The sequence below is a fragment of the Variovorax sp. 278MFTsu5.1 genome, from assembly GCF_048305045.1.
Classification (GTDB): Bacteria; Pseudomonadota; Gammaproteobacteria; order Burkholderiales; family Burkholderiaceae_C; genus Variovorax; species Variovorax guangxiensis.
Genome location: NZ_CP157622.1, coordinates 197,192 through 213,208, shown reverse-complemented (window position 1 = coordinate 213,208; position 16,017 = coordinate 197,192). Strand labels below are relative to the sequence as shown.

Annotated in this window: 17 protein-coding genes; 11 read left to right on the top strand and 6 right to left on the bottom strand. The window is 70.5% G+C overall.

The genetic code is table 11. The annotated features are described in order from the left end of the window. The first annotated feature begins 41 nt into the window (after window positions 1-41). Window positions 42-689, top strand: a complete 648-nt coding sequence (locus ABL844_RS00925) for an ANTAR domain-containing response regulator (protein ID WP_418130215.1) — start codon at window positions 42-44, stop codon at window positions 687-689. Window positions 690-708: 19 nt separating this feature from the next. On the opposite strand, the gene ABL844_RS00920 is transcribed toward ABL844_RS00925, so the two are convergent. After that, complete coding sequence (locus tag ABL844_RS00920; protein WP_418130214.1) at window positions 709-1,602, bottom strand: LysR family transcriptional regulator; 894 nt, start codon at window positions 1,600-1,602, stop codon at window positions 709-711. Window positions 1,603-1,706: 104 nt separating this feature from the next. Here ABL844_RS00920 and ABL844_RS00915 point away from each other — a divergent pair, with 104 nt between their 5' ends. The 3 genes from ABL844_RS00915 to ABL844_RS00905 all read left to right on the top strand — a co-directional run bounded on the left by ABL844_RS00915 (window position 1,707) and on the right by ABL844_RS00905 (window position 4,012). Beyond that, window positions 1,707-1,901: a DUF1127 domain-containing protein gene (locus ABL844_RS00915; RefSeq protein WP_418130213.1), complete on the top strand. Its 195-nt coding sequence runs from the start codon at window positions 1,707-1,709 to the stop codon at window positions 1,899-1,901. A gap of 64 nt (window positions 1,902-1,965) precedes the next feature. Continuing rightward, on the top strand, window positions 1,966-3,657 hold the full coding sequence (locus ABL844_RS00910) for a hypothetical protein (protein ID WP_418130212.1): 1,692 nt from the start codon (window positions 1,966-1,968) through the stop codon (window positions 3,655-3,657). Window positions 3,658-3,679: 22 nt separating this feature from the next. Next, entirely contained in the window at window positions 3,680-4,012 is a 333-nt protein-coding gene (locus ABL844_RS00905) for a hypothetical protein (protein WP_184638889.1), read from the top strand. Between the two features lie 19 nt (window positions 4,013-4,031). Here ABL844_RS00905 and ABL844_RS00900 read toward each other — a convergent pair whose 3' ends face one another. Further along, window positions 4,032-5,072, bottom strand: coding sequence for a LacI family DNA-binding transcriptional regulator (locus ABL844_RS00900; protein ID WP_126020531.1), 1,041 nt, complete (start codon window positions 5,070-5,072; stop codon window positions 4,032-4,034). A 130-nt stretch (window positions 5,073-5,202) separates the two neighbouring features. Here ABL844_RS00900 and ABL844_RS00895 point away from each other — a divergent pair, with 130 nt between their 5' ends. From ABL844_RS00895 to ABL844_RS00865, 7 genes are all read left to right on the top strand, one after another. After that, on the top strand, window positions 5,203-6,069 hold the full coding sequence (locus ABL844_RS00895; protein WP_418118671.1) for a dioxygenase: 867 nt from the start codon (window positions 5,203-5,205) through the stop codon (window positions 6,067-6,069). 19 nt (window positions 6,070-6,088) lie between these two features. After that, a complete protein-coding gene (locus tag ABL844_RS00890; RefSeq protein ID WP_418130211.1) occupies window positions 6,089-6,853 on the top strand; it encodes an SDR family NAD(P)-dependent oxidoreductase in 765 nt (254 codons plus the stop codon). After that, window positions 6,850-7,740, top strand: a complete 891-nt coding sequence (locus tag ABL844_RS00885) for a 3-keto-5-aminohexanoate cleavage protein (protein WP_418130210.1) — start codon at window positions 6,850-6,852, stop codon at window positions 7,738-7,740. The genes ABL844_RS00890 and ABL844_RS00885 overlap by 4 nt, the downstream gene beginning before the upstream one ends. A 3-nt stretch (window positions 7,741-7,743) precedes the next feature. Then, on the top strand, window positions 7,744-8,742 hold the full coding sequence (locus ABL844_RS00880; RefSeq protein ID WP_418130209.1) for a quinone oxidoreductase family protein: 999 nt from the start codon (window positions 7,744-7,746) through the stop codon (window positions 8,740-8,742). Window positions 8,743-8,770: 28 nt separating this feature from the next. Continuing rightward, complete coding sequence (locus ABL844_RS00875) at window positions 8,771-9,127, top strand: cupin domain-containing protein (protein WP_126020541.1); 357 nt, start codon at window positions 8,771-8,773, stop codon at window positions 9,125-9,127. 62 nt (window positions 9,128-9,189) lie between these two features. Continuing rightward, window positions 9,190-10,179, top strand: coding sequence for a Bug family tripartite tricarboxylate transporter substrate binding protein (locus ABL844_RS00870; protein ID WP_418130208.1), 990 nt, complete (start codon window positions 9,190-9,192; stop codon window positions 10,177-10,179). Then, window positions 10,179-11,945, top strand: coding sequence for an amidohydrolase (locus tag ABL844_RS00865; protein ID WP_418130207.1), 1,767 nt, complete (start codon window positions 10,179-10,181; stop codon window positions 11,943-11,945). The genes ABL844_RS00870 and ABL844_RS00865 overlap by 1 nt, the downstream gene beginning before the upstream one ends. Window positions 11,946-11,952: 7 nt before the next feature. Here the strand turns inward: ABL844_RS00865 and ABL844_RS00860 are convergent, their stop codons facing one another. The 4 genes from ABL844_RS00860 to ABL844_RS00845 all read right to left on the bottom strand — a co-directional run bounded on the left by ABL844_RS00860 (window position 11,953) and on the right by ABL844_RS00845 (window position 15,994). Next, window positions 11,953-12,528 carry a uracil-DNA glycosylase family protein gene (locus ABL844_RS00860; RefSeq protein WP_126020545.1) on the bottom strand — a complete coding sequence of 192 codons (576 nt, stop codon included), beginning with the start codon at window positions 12,526-12,528 and terminating at the stop codon, window positions 11,953-11,955. Between the two features lie 4 nt (window positions 12,529-12,532). Beyond that, a complete protein-coding gene (locus ABL844_RS00855) occupies window positions 12,533-13,360 on the bottom strand; it encodes an isocitrate lyase/PEP mutase family protein (protein ID WP_418130206.1) in 828 nt (275 codons plus the stop codon). 61 nt (window positions 13,361-13,421) lie between these two features. Beyond that, on the bottom strand, window positions 13,422-14,807 hold the full coding sequence (locus ABL844_RS00850) for an L-serine ammonia-lyase (RefSeq protein WP_418131972.1): 1,386 nt from the start codon (window positions 14,805-14,807) through the stop codon (window positions 13,422-13,424). Continuing rightward, window positions 14,804-15,994 (bottom strand): M20 aminoacylase family protein, encoded by a 1,191-nt coding sequence (locus tag ABL844_RS00845; protein ID WP_418118664.1) that lies wholly within the window; start codon window positions 15,992-15,994, stop codon window positions 14,804-14,806. Before ABL844_RS00845 ends, ABL844_RS00850 begins: the two co-directional genes overlap by 4 nt. Between the last annotated feature and the right edge of the window lie 23 nt (window positions 15,995-16,017).

Sequence of the window (16,017 nt, the reverse complement as noted above, 5' to 3'; positions counted from 1 at the left end):
GGGTGCCGGCCTCCCTTGGGGCGGCCCGGCGGGAGGCCTGAGTGGACAGCCCCGCCCCGAAACGGCACACCCTGCGCGTGACCCCGCCGCAGCTCAAGGAGCTGCGGCTGCTGAAGATCGCGGTGATCCACCCCGACGACAGCGACGGCCGCCAGCTCACGCAGCAGCTGCAGCGCATCGGCTGCCAGGTGCAGGCCTTCTGGCCGCCGGTGCAGGTGCTGCCCGAGGGCATCGACGTGGCCTTCATGGCGGTGCGGCCGGACTTCATCAACCTGCGCTTCGAGTGGACGAAGAGCGAGGACGCGCCGGCCATCATCGCCGTCGTGACCTACGAGAACCCGACCATCATCGAAGCCGTGCTGGAGATCGGCGCCAAGGCGGTGCTGCCCTCCCCGGTGCGCTCCTTCGGGCTGTTCTCGGCGCTGGTGGTGGCGCGCGAGGTGCACAAGGAGGCGCGCTCGCTGGCCAAGCGGCTGCGCAAGGTGGAGGCCAAGCTGCTGGGCCAGCGCCGCATCACAGAGGCCAAGGCGATCCTGATGAAGACGCACGACGTGTCGGAGGGCCAGGCCTACGACCTGATCCGCGACCAGGCCATGAGCAAGCGCACCACCACCGAAGAGATAGCGACGGCCATCGTGAACGCCAACGAGATCCTCTCGCTGGGCATGCGCAAGCCCGACGCGGCCTGAGCCGGGGCGGCGCGTTCTTTCAGGCCTGGCTGAAGGTCTTCAGCACCTCGAGCACGCTCAGCGTCGCGCCGTCGAGCAGCGCATGCTGGCGGTGCGCGATGCCCACGCGGCGCGTGAGCTTCGGGCTCACCGGCAGGATCTGCATGCGGTCGTTGCTCGGCAAGGTATCGGTGGACTGCTGCAGCGGCAGCAGTGCGGCGCCGTAGCCGGCGGCCACCAGGCTGCGCATGGCGGCGTCATAGTTGAGCTCGATGCGCGCGCGCGGCGCGAAGCCGGCGGCGGCGAACCACTCCATGGTGAGGCGGTACATGTGCGTGGTCGCCTCGTTGAAGATCAGCGGCTGCGCCGCCAGCCAGGCCGGCGTGACGCGCTTCGGCGCCTTCCAGCGGCGAGGCACGAAGGCCATCATGGGCTGCTCGCACCAGGGCGTGACGACGATGCCGCGCAGCGGCGGCTGCGGAATGGCGACCAGGCCGATGTCGAGCGTGCCCGCGGCCAGCCGCTCCATGGCCTCGAAGGAGCCGCGGATGCTCACCTCCACGTCGATGCCCGAGTGCTCCGCGCCCAGCGCCTCCAGCACCTGCGGCAGCAGGTCGACCAGCACGCCAGTGGAAGTGCCCAGCCGCACCCGGCCCACCCGCCCCTCGGCCTGCCGCTTGACCGCCTCGACCGCGTCGTCGGTGTCGCGCAGCAGCTTGCGCCCACGCTCGACCAGCGCCGCCCCGGCCGCCGTCGGCGTGATGCGGCGGTTGCCGCGCACCACCAGCGGCGCGCCCAGGCGCGATTCGAGTTCGCTGATGTGCAGGCTCACCGTGGGCTGGGCCAGGTGCAGCGCCTGGGCCGCGGCCGAGAAGGTGCCGAGGTCGACGATGGCGATGAGGGTGCGCAGTTGGTCGAGGTTGAGCTGTCGCATCGGAAGGTTAGGTATCAGGAAGCCTGATTGGCAGGCTCAGAATTCTCAACTTCCACAATATCACGCCCGGCGGGAAGATGAGCTCACCAACCAAGGAGCCCATCGTGACAGCGCACAAGCCAACGTCCTTTCATCAACGCCTGATCCATGCCCTGCGCGGCTGGCGCCGCCGCGTGGTGAATCGCCGCCGCGCACGCGCCGACTCGCGGCATCTCGCCGGCATGAGCGAACACGAGCTGCGCGACCTGGGCATCGGGCGCAGCGAAGTGCCCGGGCTGCTGGACGAGCACCGGTACTGATCCTGCACGCTCGTCCCCGGCATCTTCTTCAGGTAGCGCCCCGTTTTGAGGTTCAAATCGGGGCGTGCCCAAGCCAGCCCCACACGCCAACCAGGTTTCCATCGAACTCACCTCGCCGCAGTCGGTGAACGGCCGGCGCGCGGCCTTCCAGTCGCTGTGGCTGCTGGTACGCATGCAGCATGCCCACGAGGCCGGCGCCGATGTCGTGCGGCTGGCCGACCTGCGCGGCGAGGTCTCCGACGCCAGCACCCTGCGCATGGTGGTGAGCCGCGCGTTCCGCGACTTCAAGGCCTGGGGCATCGACGCCGGCTGGGGCGAGGACACGCAGCGCGAGCCCCGCTTCCTGAATGCCGAGCGGCGCAGCCAGGGCCCCTTCTGGCTGCCCGCCGCCGAGGCGAAGCGCCTGCGCGTGCTGGTGGAAGGCCGCGCGGCCACCGCGGCAGAAGTGGCGTCCTTCCTCGGCCTGCGCTCGCGCGCCTCGCGCCAGGCCGCTGGCTCGCCGCCGCCCGACGCGGTGCACCTGCAGGACGCGGCGTTCTGGAAGCAGCTCGTCGCCTCGCAGCAGGCGGCGCGGCAGGGGCGGCTGATGGCGCCTGTCGCAGGCGAGAAGGCCAGCGAGAACGCAGGGGGCAACGCCCTCGAATCGATCCGCCTCGCCGGCACGCTGGCGGCCACCGACTTCCAGCGCGCGCTGGTCACGCTCAACGAGGCCATGTTGTGGCGCCGCCTCGGCGACAACGAGCAGGCGCGGCGCCGGCTGCAGGCGCTCAAGAAGCAGCGGCTCGCGCACCACGTGGCGGGCAACGACTACCTGGGCGCGATGGAGTGCATCGTTTCCGCATGGTGCGCCTACACCGCGCGCGACCTGCCGCTGGCGCAGTCGCTGCTGAGCGGCATGGCCGAAGACGCGGTGCGCGCCCTGGTGCTGCGCCACCATCCCGACGTGCGCTTCGAGTGGTGCAACCTGTGGGCGCTGGCCTGCCGCTCGCGCGCGCTGGCGCTCGCGGCCGACGACAAGCCCGCCGCCGCCGCGCTGGCCGAGGAATCGCTGCAGCGCTTCGGCGAGGCGCTGGCGGCCGCCTTCGAATCGCACTCTTTCGACGCCGCGCAGCACGTGGCCGCCAACATGGGCATGGCCGCATGGCTCTTCGACCGCGTGGGCCTGGCCGACCTGCCGGCACTGGCGCACGACGGCAACGCCGACACCACCCGCCGCGCGGTGCAATGGATCGCCTTCAGCGAATGGCTCTGCGGCCACACCGACGGCCAGGGCCGCTCGGCATGGAACGCGATCTACCTGATGCGCATCGCGCGCGGCCACTGCCGGCCCGAGCGGCAGCCCACGCTCGCGCAATTCCGCGCGCAGAAGCCGCTGGACCCGGCCGCCATCTCGAAGCTGGCCGGCCCGCTCGCCGACGCCTTCGACGCGGCCAACTGGCCCGCGCGCTGGGTGCAGGTGGCGCAGGCGCGGCTGGCCGACCACCAGGCCGGACGCCGCCGCTACCCGGGCCTGCAGCACTGCAGCCTGCTCTTCGAGCACGCCTGGTACGCGGCGCATGCGGGCGAGCTGAAAGCGGCCGAGCAGTCGCTGGCGCTGCTGCGCGAGGCGCTGCCCCAGCTGGTGCCCAGCGACCGCGCCTACTTCACCGAATCGTGGAACGACCAGCTGCCGGCCGAGCTGGTGCTGGAGGCGAAGCCGCCGCGCCGGCCCGCCGCGCGCAGGAAACCCACGTCGCGCGCAGGTGTGGCACGCTAGCCGGATACGTTCTCACCAGAGCATGTCCGACAAGCCCAACGACCCCATCGACCTGGCCGCGCACCGCGAACGCCGCGCGCGGCTGCAGCAGCAGCGCCAGCGGGACGGGCGGCGCGACGCCGGCACGCCGCCGCCGGAGCCTGGCCCCGACGACGTGCCCTGTGCCCGGTGCGGGGAGCTCATCTACGGCAAGGTGCGGCAGTGCCCGCACTGCGGCGTGCACTTTCTGGGCGGTGCCGCGGTCTTCGCGCCGAAGCCGAAGATGTCGCTGCGCAGCAAGTGCATCGTCGTGCTGGTCACGCTGGTGCTGCTCTACATGGGCCTGAGCGACGACATCGCCCGCTGGTGGTGGTAGCGGCAGCAGCGGCGAAGGCTCAGCGCGTGCCTGCCGGCGCGGCGGTCGACTGGCGCACCACCAGCTCGGGGCGCAGCACCACGGTCGAGGCCGACATCGAATGGCCGTCGATCTCCTCGAACAGCATCTCGGCCGCGCGCCAGCCCAGCTCGCGGTGCGGCAGCCGGATGGTGGTCAGCGGCGGGTCGACCATGTCGACCAGGGGCATGTCGTTATGGCCGGTGACTGAAATGTCCTGCGGCACGCGCAGGCCCGCCTCGCGCAGCGCGTCGTAGGCGCCCAGCGCAACCAGGTCGTTGCAGCACACCACCGCCTGCGGCGCGGCTCCCGCCTCGAGCATCTGCTTCATCGCTGCGGCGCCGGCTTCGCGGCTGTAGCTCGCGCACTCCACCACGCGGAAGGGCTTCATGCGGTGGTCGCGCAATGCCTGCTCCACACCGAGGCGGCGGCCCACGCCGGTGGGAATGGTCTGCGGGCCCGCGAGGTGCGCGATGCGCTTGTGGCCCAGGCCCACGAGATGGTCGACCGCGAGCTTCATCGCGAGCCGGTCATCGCTCACCACGGCCGGCAGGCGCCCGGTTTCGTCGGCGCGGTTGACCAGTACGGCCGTCATGCCGGCTTTGGTGACGAAGTCGACCAGCGGATCGTCGCGCGTGGCGGTGGCCATGACCACGCCGTCGACGCGCTGCGCCAGCATGCGCTCCAGCACCGGCCGCGCGAGCGCATGGTCGACCACGTTGGTGACGAACACGAAGTAGCCGCGCGCGGCGGCGCTGGCCTCGATGCCCTGCAGGATCGGCGGGAACACCGCGTTGGTGATGTCGGGCACCAGCACGCCGATGGTGTGGGTGCGCCCCGTGCGCAGCGCCGAGGCCGCGCGGTTGGGCCGGTAGCCCAGGCGCTGCGCGGCCTCCTCCACCACGCGCAGCACCTCGTCGCTGATGAGCGAGCGCTTCTCGGGGCTGAGCGCGCGCGAGACGGTGGACACATGCACGCCGGCCTCGCGGGCGACGTCGCGGATGGTCACTGTGGCTGGTGTGGAAGGTTGATTGGCGCTCATTGGTGCAAACGATTGTCGCCGGGCTGCATGGCTTCGGGTGGCTTTCCCTCATTCCTGAAGTCCGGATTCCCTCCATTTTACTTTTCGGCGATTTGGACTAATATCATGCAAACGATTGCAAAGACCCGCCATGAACATCGCCACCTCCCCCCAATCGGTGCTGGGCCATGTGCTCGACGCCATGCGGCACACGCCCGACCCGCGGCTGCGCACCGTGATGGAAGCAGTCACGCGCCACCTTCACGCACTGGTGCAGGAAGTGAAGCTGACGGAAGAGGAGTTCGAGCAGGCGCTCGAATTCATCGTCGCCATCGGCCAGGCCACCGGCGAGACCAAGAACGAGGTCGTGCTGGCTGCCGACATCCTGGGGGTGTCGACCGTGGTCGCGCTGCAGAACAACCAGGACCCGCAGGGCGAGTCGCCGGCCGCGCTGCTCGGCCCTTTCTGGCGCGCCAACGCACCGGCCTGCGCGCAGGGCGAGAACATCGCGCGCTCGGGCACGCCGGGCACTCCGCTCGAAGTGACGGGCACGGTGCGCGACCACGAAGGCCGGCCGGTGGAAGGCGCCACCGTCGACGTGTGGCAGGCCTCGCCGGTCGGCCTCTACGAGAACCAGGACCCGTCGCAGGAGAACATGAACCTGCGCGGACGCTTTGCCACCGACGCCGAGGGCCGCTTCCACTTCCGCAGCGTGCGCCCCGCCGGCTATCCGGTGCCGACCGACGGCCCCTGCGGCGTGCTGCTGCGCGCGCAGAAGCGCCACCCGAACCGGCCCGCGCACCTGCACTTCATGGTGAGCAAGCCGGGCCACAAAGTGCTGATCACGCAGGTCTTCGCCGATGACGACGAGAACCTGGAAAGCGACCCGACCTTCGGCGTGACGCGCAGGCTCATCGGCCGCTTCGCGCTGGCTCCTGACGGCAAGAGTGCGTCACTCCACCACGACTTCGAGCTCGAACCCGGCGAGATGAAGTTCCCCCGCCCCCCCATTCCCTGACTCCACTTCCCACACCGACATGAGCTTCGACCCAGTCTCCAGACTCGACGGCAAGGTCGCCGTCATCACCGGCGGCCTCGGCGCCATCGGCTATGCCACGGCCACGCGCCTGGCCGCGCTCGGCGCCACCTGCGTGCTGCTGCACCGCAAGGGCGACGATGCGGCTGCGCGCGCGGCCGCCCTGCCCTCCGCCAGCGGCCAGCGCCATGCGGCGATCCGCGCCGACATCGTCGACACGCCCAGCCTCGTGGCCGCCGCCGCCGAGGTGAAGGCCACGCTCGGACGCTGCGACATCCTCGTCAACAGCGCAGGCCACACCAAGCCGGTGCCGGCCGGCGACCTCGACGCGCTGACGGATGAGCTGATCGACGACATCGTGCGTTCCAACTTCCGCGGCGTGTTCGCCACCATCCGCGCCTTCGCGCCGCTGCTGAAGACGAGCGGCGACGGCCTCGTGGTCAACATCTCGTCGATCGCGGGCTTCACCGGCGTGGGCAGCAACCTCGCCTACGTGGCGGCCAAGGCGGGGCTCGACGTAGTGGGCGACGCGCTGGCCAAGGCGCTGGCGCCGGCGGTGCGCGTGGTCTCGGTGTCGCCCGGCGCGGTGGAGTCGGGCTTCGTGCCCGGGCGCGGCGCGGAGTTCGCCAGCAAGATGGCCAGCACCACGCCGCTGGGACGCATCGGCCAGCCGGAGGACGTGGCCGCCACGGTCGAGGCGCTGGCCACCACCATGCGCTTCGTGACCGGCACGCGCATCGTGGTCGACGGAGGGCGCCACCTGTGAGCACCGCCAAGACCCTCATCACCTGCGCCGTCACGGGCAACCTCGTGAAGCCGGAGCAGACGCCGCACCTGCCGATCACGCCGGTGCAGATCGCCGACGAATGCCTGGCCGCGGCCGAGGCCGGCGCGAGCCAGGTGCACATCCACGTGCGCAACCCCGAGACCGGCAGGCCCTCGATGGAGGTCGATCTGTACCGCGAGGTGGTCGACCGCATCCGCCGCGGCAACCGCGAGCTGATCGTGAACCTCACGACCGGCCCCGGCGGGCGCTTCATTCCGAGCGAGGACGACCCGAAGATCGCGGCGCCCGGCACGACGCTGCTGCCGCCCGAGAAGCGCGTGGAGCACATCGCGCTCATCAGGCCCGATGTGTGCTCGCTCGACCTAAACACCATGAACTCCGGCCCCGACGTGGTCATCAACACGCCGCGCAACGTACGGCGCATGGCGAAGGTGATGCGCGAGGCGGGCGTGAAGCCCGAGCTGGAGATCTTCGACTCGGGCGACATCAACCTCGCGCTCGACCTGATCGCCGACGGCACGCTCGACGGGCCGGCCATGTGGACCTTCGTGCTCGGCGTGAAGTACGGCTTCGCGCCGACGCCCGAAACGCTGCTCTACGCGCGCAACATGCTGCCGCGCGGCGCCTTCTGGAGCGCCTTCGGCATCGGCCGCATGGAGTTCCCGATCGTCGCGCAGGCCTGGCTGCTGGGCGGCCACGTGCGCGTGGGCATGGAGGACAACATCTACCTGGAGAAGGGCGTGCTCGCCGAGAGCAACGCCCAGCTGGTGGCGAAGGCGCACGACATCCTCGTGAGCCTGGGCGGCGAAGTCGCCAACCCGCGCGAGGCCCGCGCCATGCTGGGCCTGCCCGATGCGAGGAGCTGAACGATGAGCGACACAGCCACGCACAGCCCGCGCGCACTTCGCTTGAACGAGAAGGCCGCCGACCTCGACGCGCTGAGGCTCGAAGCCGCGCCACAACCCGAACCTGTGCCGCCACCCGGCCACGCCGTGGTGCGCATCGCCGCCGCCGCGGTGAACCCCAGCGACGTGAAAGCGACGCTGGGCATCATGCCGCAGGCCGTGTGGCCCAGAACCCCCGGCCGCGACTTCGCGGGCACCGTCGTCAGCGGGCCTTCCGAATGGATCGGCCGCGAGGTCTACGGCTCCGGCGGCGACGTTGGCATCACCCGCGACGGCTCCCATGCGCGCTACCTGGTGCTGCCCGAGCAGGCGCTGCGCGCCAAGCCGCGCGGCATCTCGATGGACGAGGCCGGCGCGGTGGGCGTGCCCTTCGTCACCGCCTACGAGGGCTTCCGCCGCAGCGGCATGCCGCAGGCCGGGCAGACGGTGCTGGTGCTCGGCGCCAATGGCAAGGTCGGGCAGGCGGCGGTGCAGCTCGCCTCGCAGGCCGGCGCGCGCGTGATCGCGGTGCAGCGCCGCGCCGGGCCTTTCGAGGGTTTCGCGAGCGGGCCGGTGGACACGATCGACGCGCGCCACCACGCCGACGTGGGCACGCGGGTGCGCGAGCTCACCGACGGGCGCGGCGCGCACATCGTCTACAACACCGTGGGCAGCGCCTACTTCGAGGCGGCCAACAAGGCGATGGCCAAGGGCGCGACCCAGATCTTCATCGCCACGCACGACCGCGCGGTGCCCTTCGACATCTTCGCGTTCTACCGCGGCATGCACACCTACGTGGGCATCGACTCGCTGGCGATGGACTGCGTCGCCAGCACCGCACAGCTCGATGCGATGCGCGAGGGCTTCGAGCGCGGCACGCTCAAGCCCTTTCCGGTGGCGCGCCACTTCACGCTCGACGAGGCGCACGAGGCCTACCGGCTGGTGCTCTCGGGCAGCACCGACCGCGTCGTGCTGCGGCCCTGAGCCTGCGTCTATTTTCCGGAGCACATCCATGCACGTCACCCGTTTCGCCGAGGCGCCGCACTACGAGGCGCCCAACCATTTCGACATGCGCTGCCTGCGCCTTCAGGGCAAGGAGGCCGGCCCTTCCACGCAGATGTGGATGGGCATGAGCCAGATCCTGCCCGGCGGCCACACCGGCCTCGACGGCTCGCCGATGGAAAAGCTCTACCTCGTGCTCGAAGGCCAGTTGCATGTGGTCGGCGAAATCGACGGCGCGCACCAGGAAGAAGTGCTCGGCCCCTACGACAGCTGCCGCTTCGCGCCCGGCGAGAAGCGCCAGCTGGAGAACCGCGGCAACCGGCCGGTGCTTGTGGCGCTGGTGATGCCGAACGCGCCACCCGCGTAGCGCCCCTTCCCTCTTTTCAGTCATTCATCGCTCAACCAATTAAATCGACGGAGACAAGACGCATGAAGAAGACTTTCAACTGGAGCCGCCGGCAGACGCTGGCAGCCGCGGCGGCCATCGCGGCCTGCGCGCTCACGGGCGCCCATGCGCAGGGCAACTGGCCCGGCACACAGGCGGTAAGACTGGTCGTGCCCTTCACGGCCGGCAGCGGCACCGACATCGTCGCGCGCCTGGTGGCCGAGAAGCTCGGGCCGGCGCTGGGCACCAGCGTGATCGTGGACAACAAGCCCGGCGCGGGCGGCACGCTGGGCGCGGCCATCGTGGCCAAGTCGCCGGCCGACGGCTACACGCTGCTGGTGCATTCGGCCGGCCACCTGGTGAACCCGTGGATCTACAAGGGCCTGTCGTACGACACCCTCAAGGACTTCACCGGCATCACGCCGATGGCCAGCCTGCCCAACGTGCTGGTGACTGCGCCCTCGCACTTCGCCGACGTGAAGGACCTGGTGGCCAAGGCGAAGGCCAAGCCCGGCGGCTTCAACTACGGCTCCGCCGGCAACGGATCGGCCACGCACATGAACGCCGAGGTGTTCCGGCTCGCGGCCGGCGTCGACGCCCAGCATGTTCCCTTCCGCGGCACGCCCGAGGCGATGACCGAGGTGATGGCCGGGCGCGTCGACTGGTTCTTCGCGCCCATGGTGTCTGCCCTGCCGCTGATACAGACCGGCAAGCTGCAGGCGCTGGCGGTGGGCACGGGCAAGCGCTCGTCGGCACTGCCCAGTGCACCCACCACGGTGGAGGCCGGCGTGCCGGGCTCGGAGTACCTGTTCTGGGTCGGCCTGTTCGCGCCGGCGAAGACGCCGCAGCCGGTGGTCGACCGGCTGCAGGCCGAGGTCGCGAAGATCATGGTGTCGCCAGAGCTGAAGGAGCGGCTGGAGAAGCTGGGTGCGGAGCCGTTCACCATGCCTTCGGCTCAGTTCAACAAGTTCATCGTCGAAGAGACGGCGAAGGCGCAGCAGGTCGTGAAGGCCGCCAGCATCAAGGTGGACTGATGAGACTCACCCCCAGTCTTCGCGCACTTCGTGTCGCTTCGCCACCCCCCTCTCCGGGGGCGACACCTGCGGCCCGGCAAAGCCGGTTCCGCGGTGTCCCTGGCCGGACGCTGCTGCTGCTTACCAGCCTCTTCGCCCTGAGCTTTGCCGCGCAGGCTCAACCGGCCGACCTCGTCGTCACGAACGCGAAGATCGCCACGCTCGATGCCACCGGCACCATGGCGCAGGCGATCGCGGTGCGCGACGGTCGCATCCTGGCCGTAGGCAATGCCGCGCAGATGGGCGCGCTCGCAGGTCCCGCCACGCGCACGGTCGACGCGGGAGGCCGCACGGTCATTCCGGGCCTGATCGACTCGCACATGCACGCGGTGCGCGCCGCGCTGAGCTACTCCACCGAGGTCAACTGGATCGGCGCAGGCACCATCGCCGAGGCGATGGCGCGCATCCGCTCCGCCGCCGCCAATGCGCGGCCCGGCGGCTGGCTGATCGTGGCCGGTGGCTGGACCGAGCAGCAGTTCGCCGAGCGCCGCCGCCCCACGCTGGCCGAGCTGCAGGAAGCGGCGCCGAACAACCCGGTGTACGTGCAGCTCTTCTACGAGGCGGTGGTGATGACGCCCAAGGCGCTGGAGGCTCTCGGCGTCGCGCCCGGCACGCTGCCCGCCGGCATGAAGCCCGTGCCCGATGGCGCACCCGGCTGGATGAGCGGCGACATCGTCGGCATCTCCGCCCTCTTCGACAAGCTGCCCAAGCCGACCTACGACGACAACGTCGCCGGCACGCGCGCCTTCTTCACCGAGCTCAACCGCCTGGGCATCACCGGGCTGGTGGACCCGGGCGGCTTCAGCATCGCGCCATCGCAGTACGCCGCGCTCTTCCAGCTGTGGCGCGAAAAGGCGCTGACGCTGCGCGTGGCCTACAGCGTGTTCGCGCAGAAGCCCGGTGCGGAGCTGCAGGAGTTCCGCGACCTCACGCAGATGCTGCCGATGGGCTTCGGCGACGACATGCTCAAGTTCAACGGATTGGGCGAACGCGTGACGCTCGCCATGTACAACAACAACTTCCCCGACGAGGCCGCGAAGGCGAAGTTCTACGAACTCGTCAAGTGGGCCGCCACGAAGAAGATGGCCGTCACCATCCACTGGCAGGAGAACGGCTCGGTCGACCACCTGCTCGGGCTGTACGAGAAGCTGAATGCCGAAGTGCCGATCAAGGACCTGCGCTGGTCCATCGCCCACCTGGACGACGCCTCCCCCGAGACGCTCGCGCGCATGAAGGCGCTGGGCATCGGCTGGACCATGCAGGACGCGATGTACTTCCAGGGCGACCGCGCGCTCGCCGTGCGCGGCGACGCGGCTCGGCGCATGCCGCCCATAGGCACCGCGCTGCGCACCGGCGTGAACGTGGGCGCGGGTACAGACGCGCACCGCGTGGCCTCTTACAACCCCTTCGTCGCGCTGCAGTGGATGCTCGACGGCAGGACGGTGAGCGGCAAGGCCATGCGCGGCGCCGACGAGACGCCCACGCGCGAGCAGGCGCTGCGCCTGTACACGCAGGGCAGCGCGTGGTTCAGCTTCGACGAGGGCAGGCGCGGCACGCTGGAGGTGGGCAAGCTCGCCGACTTCGCCGTGCTCGACCAGGACTTCTTCAGCGTGCCGCTGGAGCGCATGGGCAAGACAACATCGCTGATGACGGTGGTGGGCGGGCGCATCGTGTATGCGGCGCGGCCCTTCAACGCCACGGGTGCTTCGGTCGCCTCGGCGCCCTGAAACCCACTCAGAGCCCGAGCGCGTGCCGCACGCGCTCGCGCAGCACCGGCAGCACGTCGCTCTCGAACCACGGGTGGTGCTTGAGCCAGCCTGTGTTGCGCGGCGACGGATGCGGCAGCGGAACGAAGCGCGGCGCGTAGTCGGCGAAGGCCTGCACGGTCTCGGTGACGCCCGCGTGCGCCTTCCTGCCGAGGAAATGGCGCTGCGCGTACTGGCCGATGAGCAGCGTCAGCTCCACCTGCTTCATCTGCGCGAACAGCTTCTCGTGCCACAACTCGGCGCATTCCCTGCGCGGCGGCAGGTCGCCGCTCTTGCCTCGGCCGGGGTAGCAGTAGCCCATCGGCACGATCGCCACGCGCGCGGCGTCGTAGAACACCTCGCGCTCGATGCCGAGCCAGCGGCGCAGCTGGTCGCCGCTGCGGTCGTTCCACGGTACGCCGGTCTGATGCACCGTGAGGCTGGGCGCCTGGCCGACGATGAGCAGCCTCGCGCTCGCGCTGGCCTGCACCACCGGCCTGGGGCCCAGCGGCAGGTGCACCGCGCACGCACGGCAGGCGCGGACCTCGGCGAGCAGCGCCTCCACGGCCTCAGTCTGCGAAGGGTTTGAAGAAGGCGTTGAGCTCGGCACCCGGCGCGGCATCGGCAAAGCCGTCGAAGCGCCCGTCGGCCAGCGTGCGCGCGGCCCGGATGAAGCCGCCCCACGCCGCGCGCGCCAGCCCGCCGCCCACGCTGACGCGGCGCACGCCGAGTTCGGCGATGTCCTTCAAGGTGAGTTCGCTGGGCGCGCCCACCAGCAGGTTGACCGGCTTGCCTCCCGCGGCGGCGACCACGGCGGCGATCTGCTCGCGGGTCTTGATGCCGGGGGCGTAGAGGCAGTCGGCGCCCGCATTCGCATACGCCTTGATGCGCGCGACGGCATCGTCCAGGTCGGGGCGGCCGGCGAAGAAGTTCTCGGCGCGGCCGACCAGCAGCACGTCGGCGCCCGATGCGTCGATGGCCTTGCGCGCGGCGCGCAGGCGCTCGATTGCCATGTCGAGCGGAAAAAGCGGATCGGCGGCATTGCCCGTCGAGTCCTCGATGGACAGGCCCGCCACGCCCATCTCGATGGCCAGGCTCACGCTTTCGGCCACGCCCTGCGCATCGGCGGCGAAGCCATTCTCGAAGTCGGCGTTCACCGGCAGGTCGGTGGCTTCCACCAGTTCGCGCAGGTGCGCGAGGATGTGCTCGCGCGACATCGCGCCGTCCGCCTGCCCCTGCGACCAGGCGAAGCCGGAGCTGGTGGTGGCCAGCGCCTTGAAGCCCAGGCCTTCGAGATAACGCGCGCTGCCCGTGTCCCACGGGTTCGGAATGACGAAGCAGCCTTGTTGATGGAGCGCGCGGAAATCGGCGCGTTTTTCGGCGATAGTGCGGATCATGGGGCCTCGGCTTTGAATGTTCAAGACGGTGGGCCGGCCATTCTGACGCAGCCTCGCGCCCTCAGCACTCCACGACGTTCACTGCCAGTCCGCCCAGCGAGGTTTCCTTGTAGGTGGCCTTCATGTCCTCGCCGGTCTGCTTCATGGTGCGGATCACGGCATCGAGCGACACATAGTGGCTGCCGTCGCCGCGCAGCGCCATGCGCGCCGCGTTGATGGCCTTCACGGCGCCCATCGCGTTGCGCTCCACGCAGGGAATCTGCACCATGCCGCCGACCGGGTCGCAGGTGAGGCCGAGGTTGTGCTCCATGCCGATCTCGGCCGCGTTCTCGACCTGCGCCGGCGTGGCGCCGAGCACTGCTGCGAGCGCGCCGGCCGCCATCGAGCAGGCCACGCCCACCTCGCCCTGGCAGCCGACCTCGGCGCCCGAGATGGAGGCGTTGGTCTTGTAGAGCATGCCGATGGCCGCGGCGGTGAGCAGGAAGTCGACGATGCCTTCGTCGCTCGCCTGCGGCACGAAGCGCTGGTAGTAGTGCATCACCGCGGGCACCACGCCGGCCGCGCCGTTGGTGGGTGCGGTGACCACGCGGCCGCCGGCGGCGTTCTCCTCGTTCACCGCCATCGCGAAGGCGTTGACCCAGTCCATGGCCGCGAGCGGATCGGCCGCGCCGGCCTGCGCGAGCAGCTCGCGGTGCAGCTCGGGCGCGCGGCGGCGCATGCGCAGCGGGCCGGGCAGCGACTGCGCGGCCAGCGGGTTGTCGATGCCGAAGCCGCGCTGAACACACTGCTGCATCACCTGCCACACGCGCAACAGGCCGGCGCGCACCTCGGCCTCGGGCCGCCACGCGCATTCGTTGCGCATGACGAGCGCGGCGACCGAGAGGCAGTGGTCGCGGCACTGCGCCATGAGCTCGTCGCCGGTGCTGAAGGGATGCGGCACGGCGGATGTCGCCGCAGCCGTCTGGGCCACGGCCTGCCCGCCTTCGACGACGAAGCCGCCGCCGACCGAGAAGTAGGTGCCCTCGGCCAGCGTGCCGCCATCGGCCGCGAAGGCGGTGAAGCGCATCGCGTTGGGATGCTCGGCCAGCGATTCCTGGCCCCTGAAGGCGATGTCTCGCACGCGGTCGAAGGCGATGGGCGTGGTGCCCAGCAGCTCGAGGCGGCCGGTGCGGCGCAGCGCCTCCAGCCGGGGCTGAACGGTCTCGGGCCGTACCGTGTCGGGCGCGTCGCCGAAGAGGCCGAGGATCACGCCCTGGTCGGTCGCGTGGCCGTGGCCGGTGGCGCCGAGCGAGCCGAAAAGGTCAACGCGCAGCCGCGCCACCTGCGCGAGCAGGCCGCGCGCTTCGAGCGAGCGCGCGAACATGAGCGCGGCGCGCATCGGCCCCACGGTGTGCGAGCTGGATGGGCCGATGCCGATCTTGAAGATGTCGAAGGCGGAGAGCATCAGCGCATCATGCTCTCATCTCTCGATGCAGGAAGCTGCTGTTTGACCAGTGCCACCCAGTAGGCGGCGCCCAGCGGCAGGATGTTGTCGTTGAAGTCGTAGTACGGGTTGTGCACGTTCGGGTCGTTCGGGCCCTCGCCCGCGCCGATGCCGATGTAGGCGCCCGGGCGCTTCTGCAGCATGAAGGCGAAGTCTTCCGAGCCCATGGCGGGCGGGATGTCGGTGTGCACCTGCGCGCGCTCGACCAGGCTGGCGGCGGCGGCGATGGCGGCGTCGGTCTCGGCGGGGGTGTTGACCACGCCGGGGTAGCCGCGGCGGTAGTCCAGCGCCACCTTCGCACCGTGTGTGGCGGCCACGCCGTCGCAGATCTGCTGCATGGCGGCCTGGGTCTTGTCCTGGATGGCCGGGTCCAGCGTGCGCACGGTGCCGCGCAGCACCACGGTCTCGGGGATCACGTTCCAGGTGTCGCCGCCATGGATCTGCGTGACGCTCACCACCGCCGAATCGGTGGCGCCGGTGCGGCGGCTCACGATGGTCTGCAGCGCGTTGACCAGTTGGGCCGAGACCACCACCGAGTCGATGCCGGTCTCGGGCATCGCGCCATGGCTGCCCTTGCCGGTGACGACGATCTCGAAGGTGTCGAGAAAGGCCGTCATCGTGCCCTTGCGGATCGCGAACTGGCCGCGCGGCAGGCTGGGGAAGTTGTGCATGCCGTAGACGGCGTCGGCCGGGAACTGCTCGAACAGGCCCTCGTCCACCATCACGCGGCCGCCGCCCTCGTTCTCCTCGGCGGGCTGGAACACGAAGTGCACCGTGCCCTTGAAGGGCCTGTGGCGCGAGAGATGCTCGGCCGCGCCCAACAGCATGGCAGTGTGGCCGTCGTGGCCGCAGGCGTGCATCTTGCCGGCGCACTTCGAGGCGTGCGGCTGGGTGCCCAGCTCCTGCATGTTGAGCGCGTCGAGGTCGGCACGCAACGCGATGCTCGGGCCCTCGCCGTTCTTCAGCGTGCCCACCACGCCGGTGCCGGCCAGGCCGCGATGCACCGGCAGGCCCATCAGCATCAGCGCGTTGGCGACGACGTTGGCGGTGCGGTGCTCCTCGAAGGCGGTCTCGGGGTTGGCGTGGATGTCGCGGCGCCAGGCCAGCATGCGGGCGCGGGTGTCTTCGGCGATTTCGGGGTCGCGGTACATGGCTTTTGGGGTTCTCTCGTGGG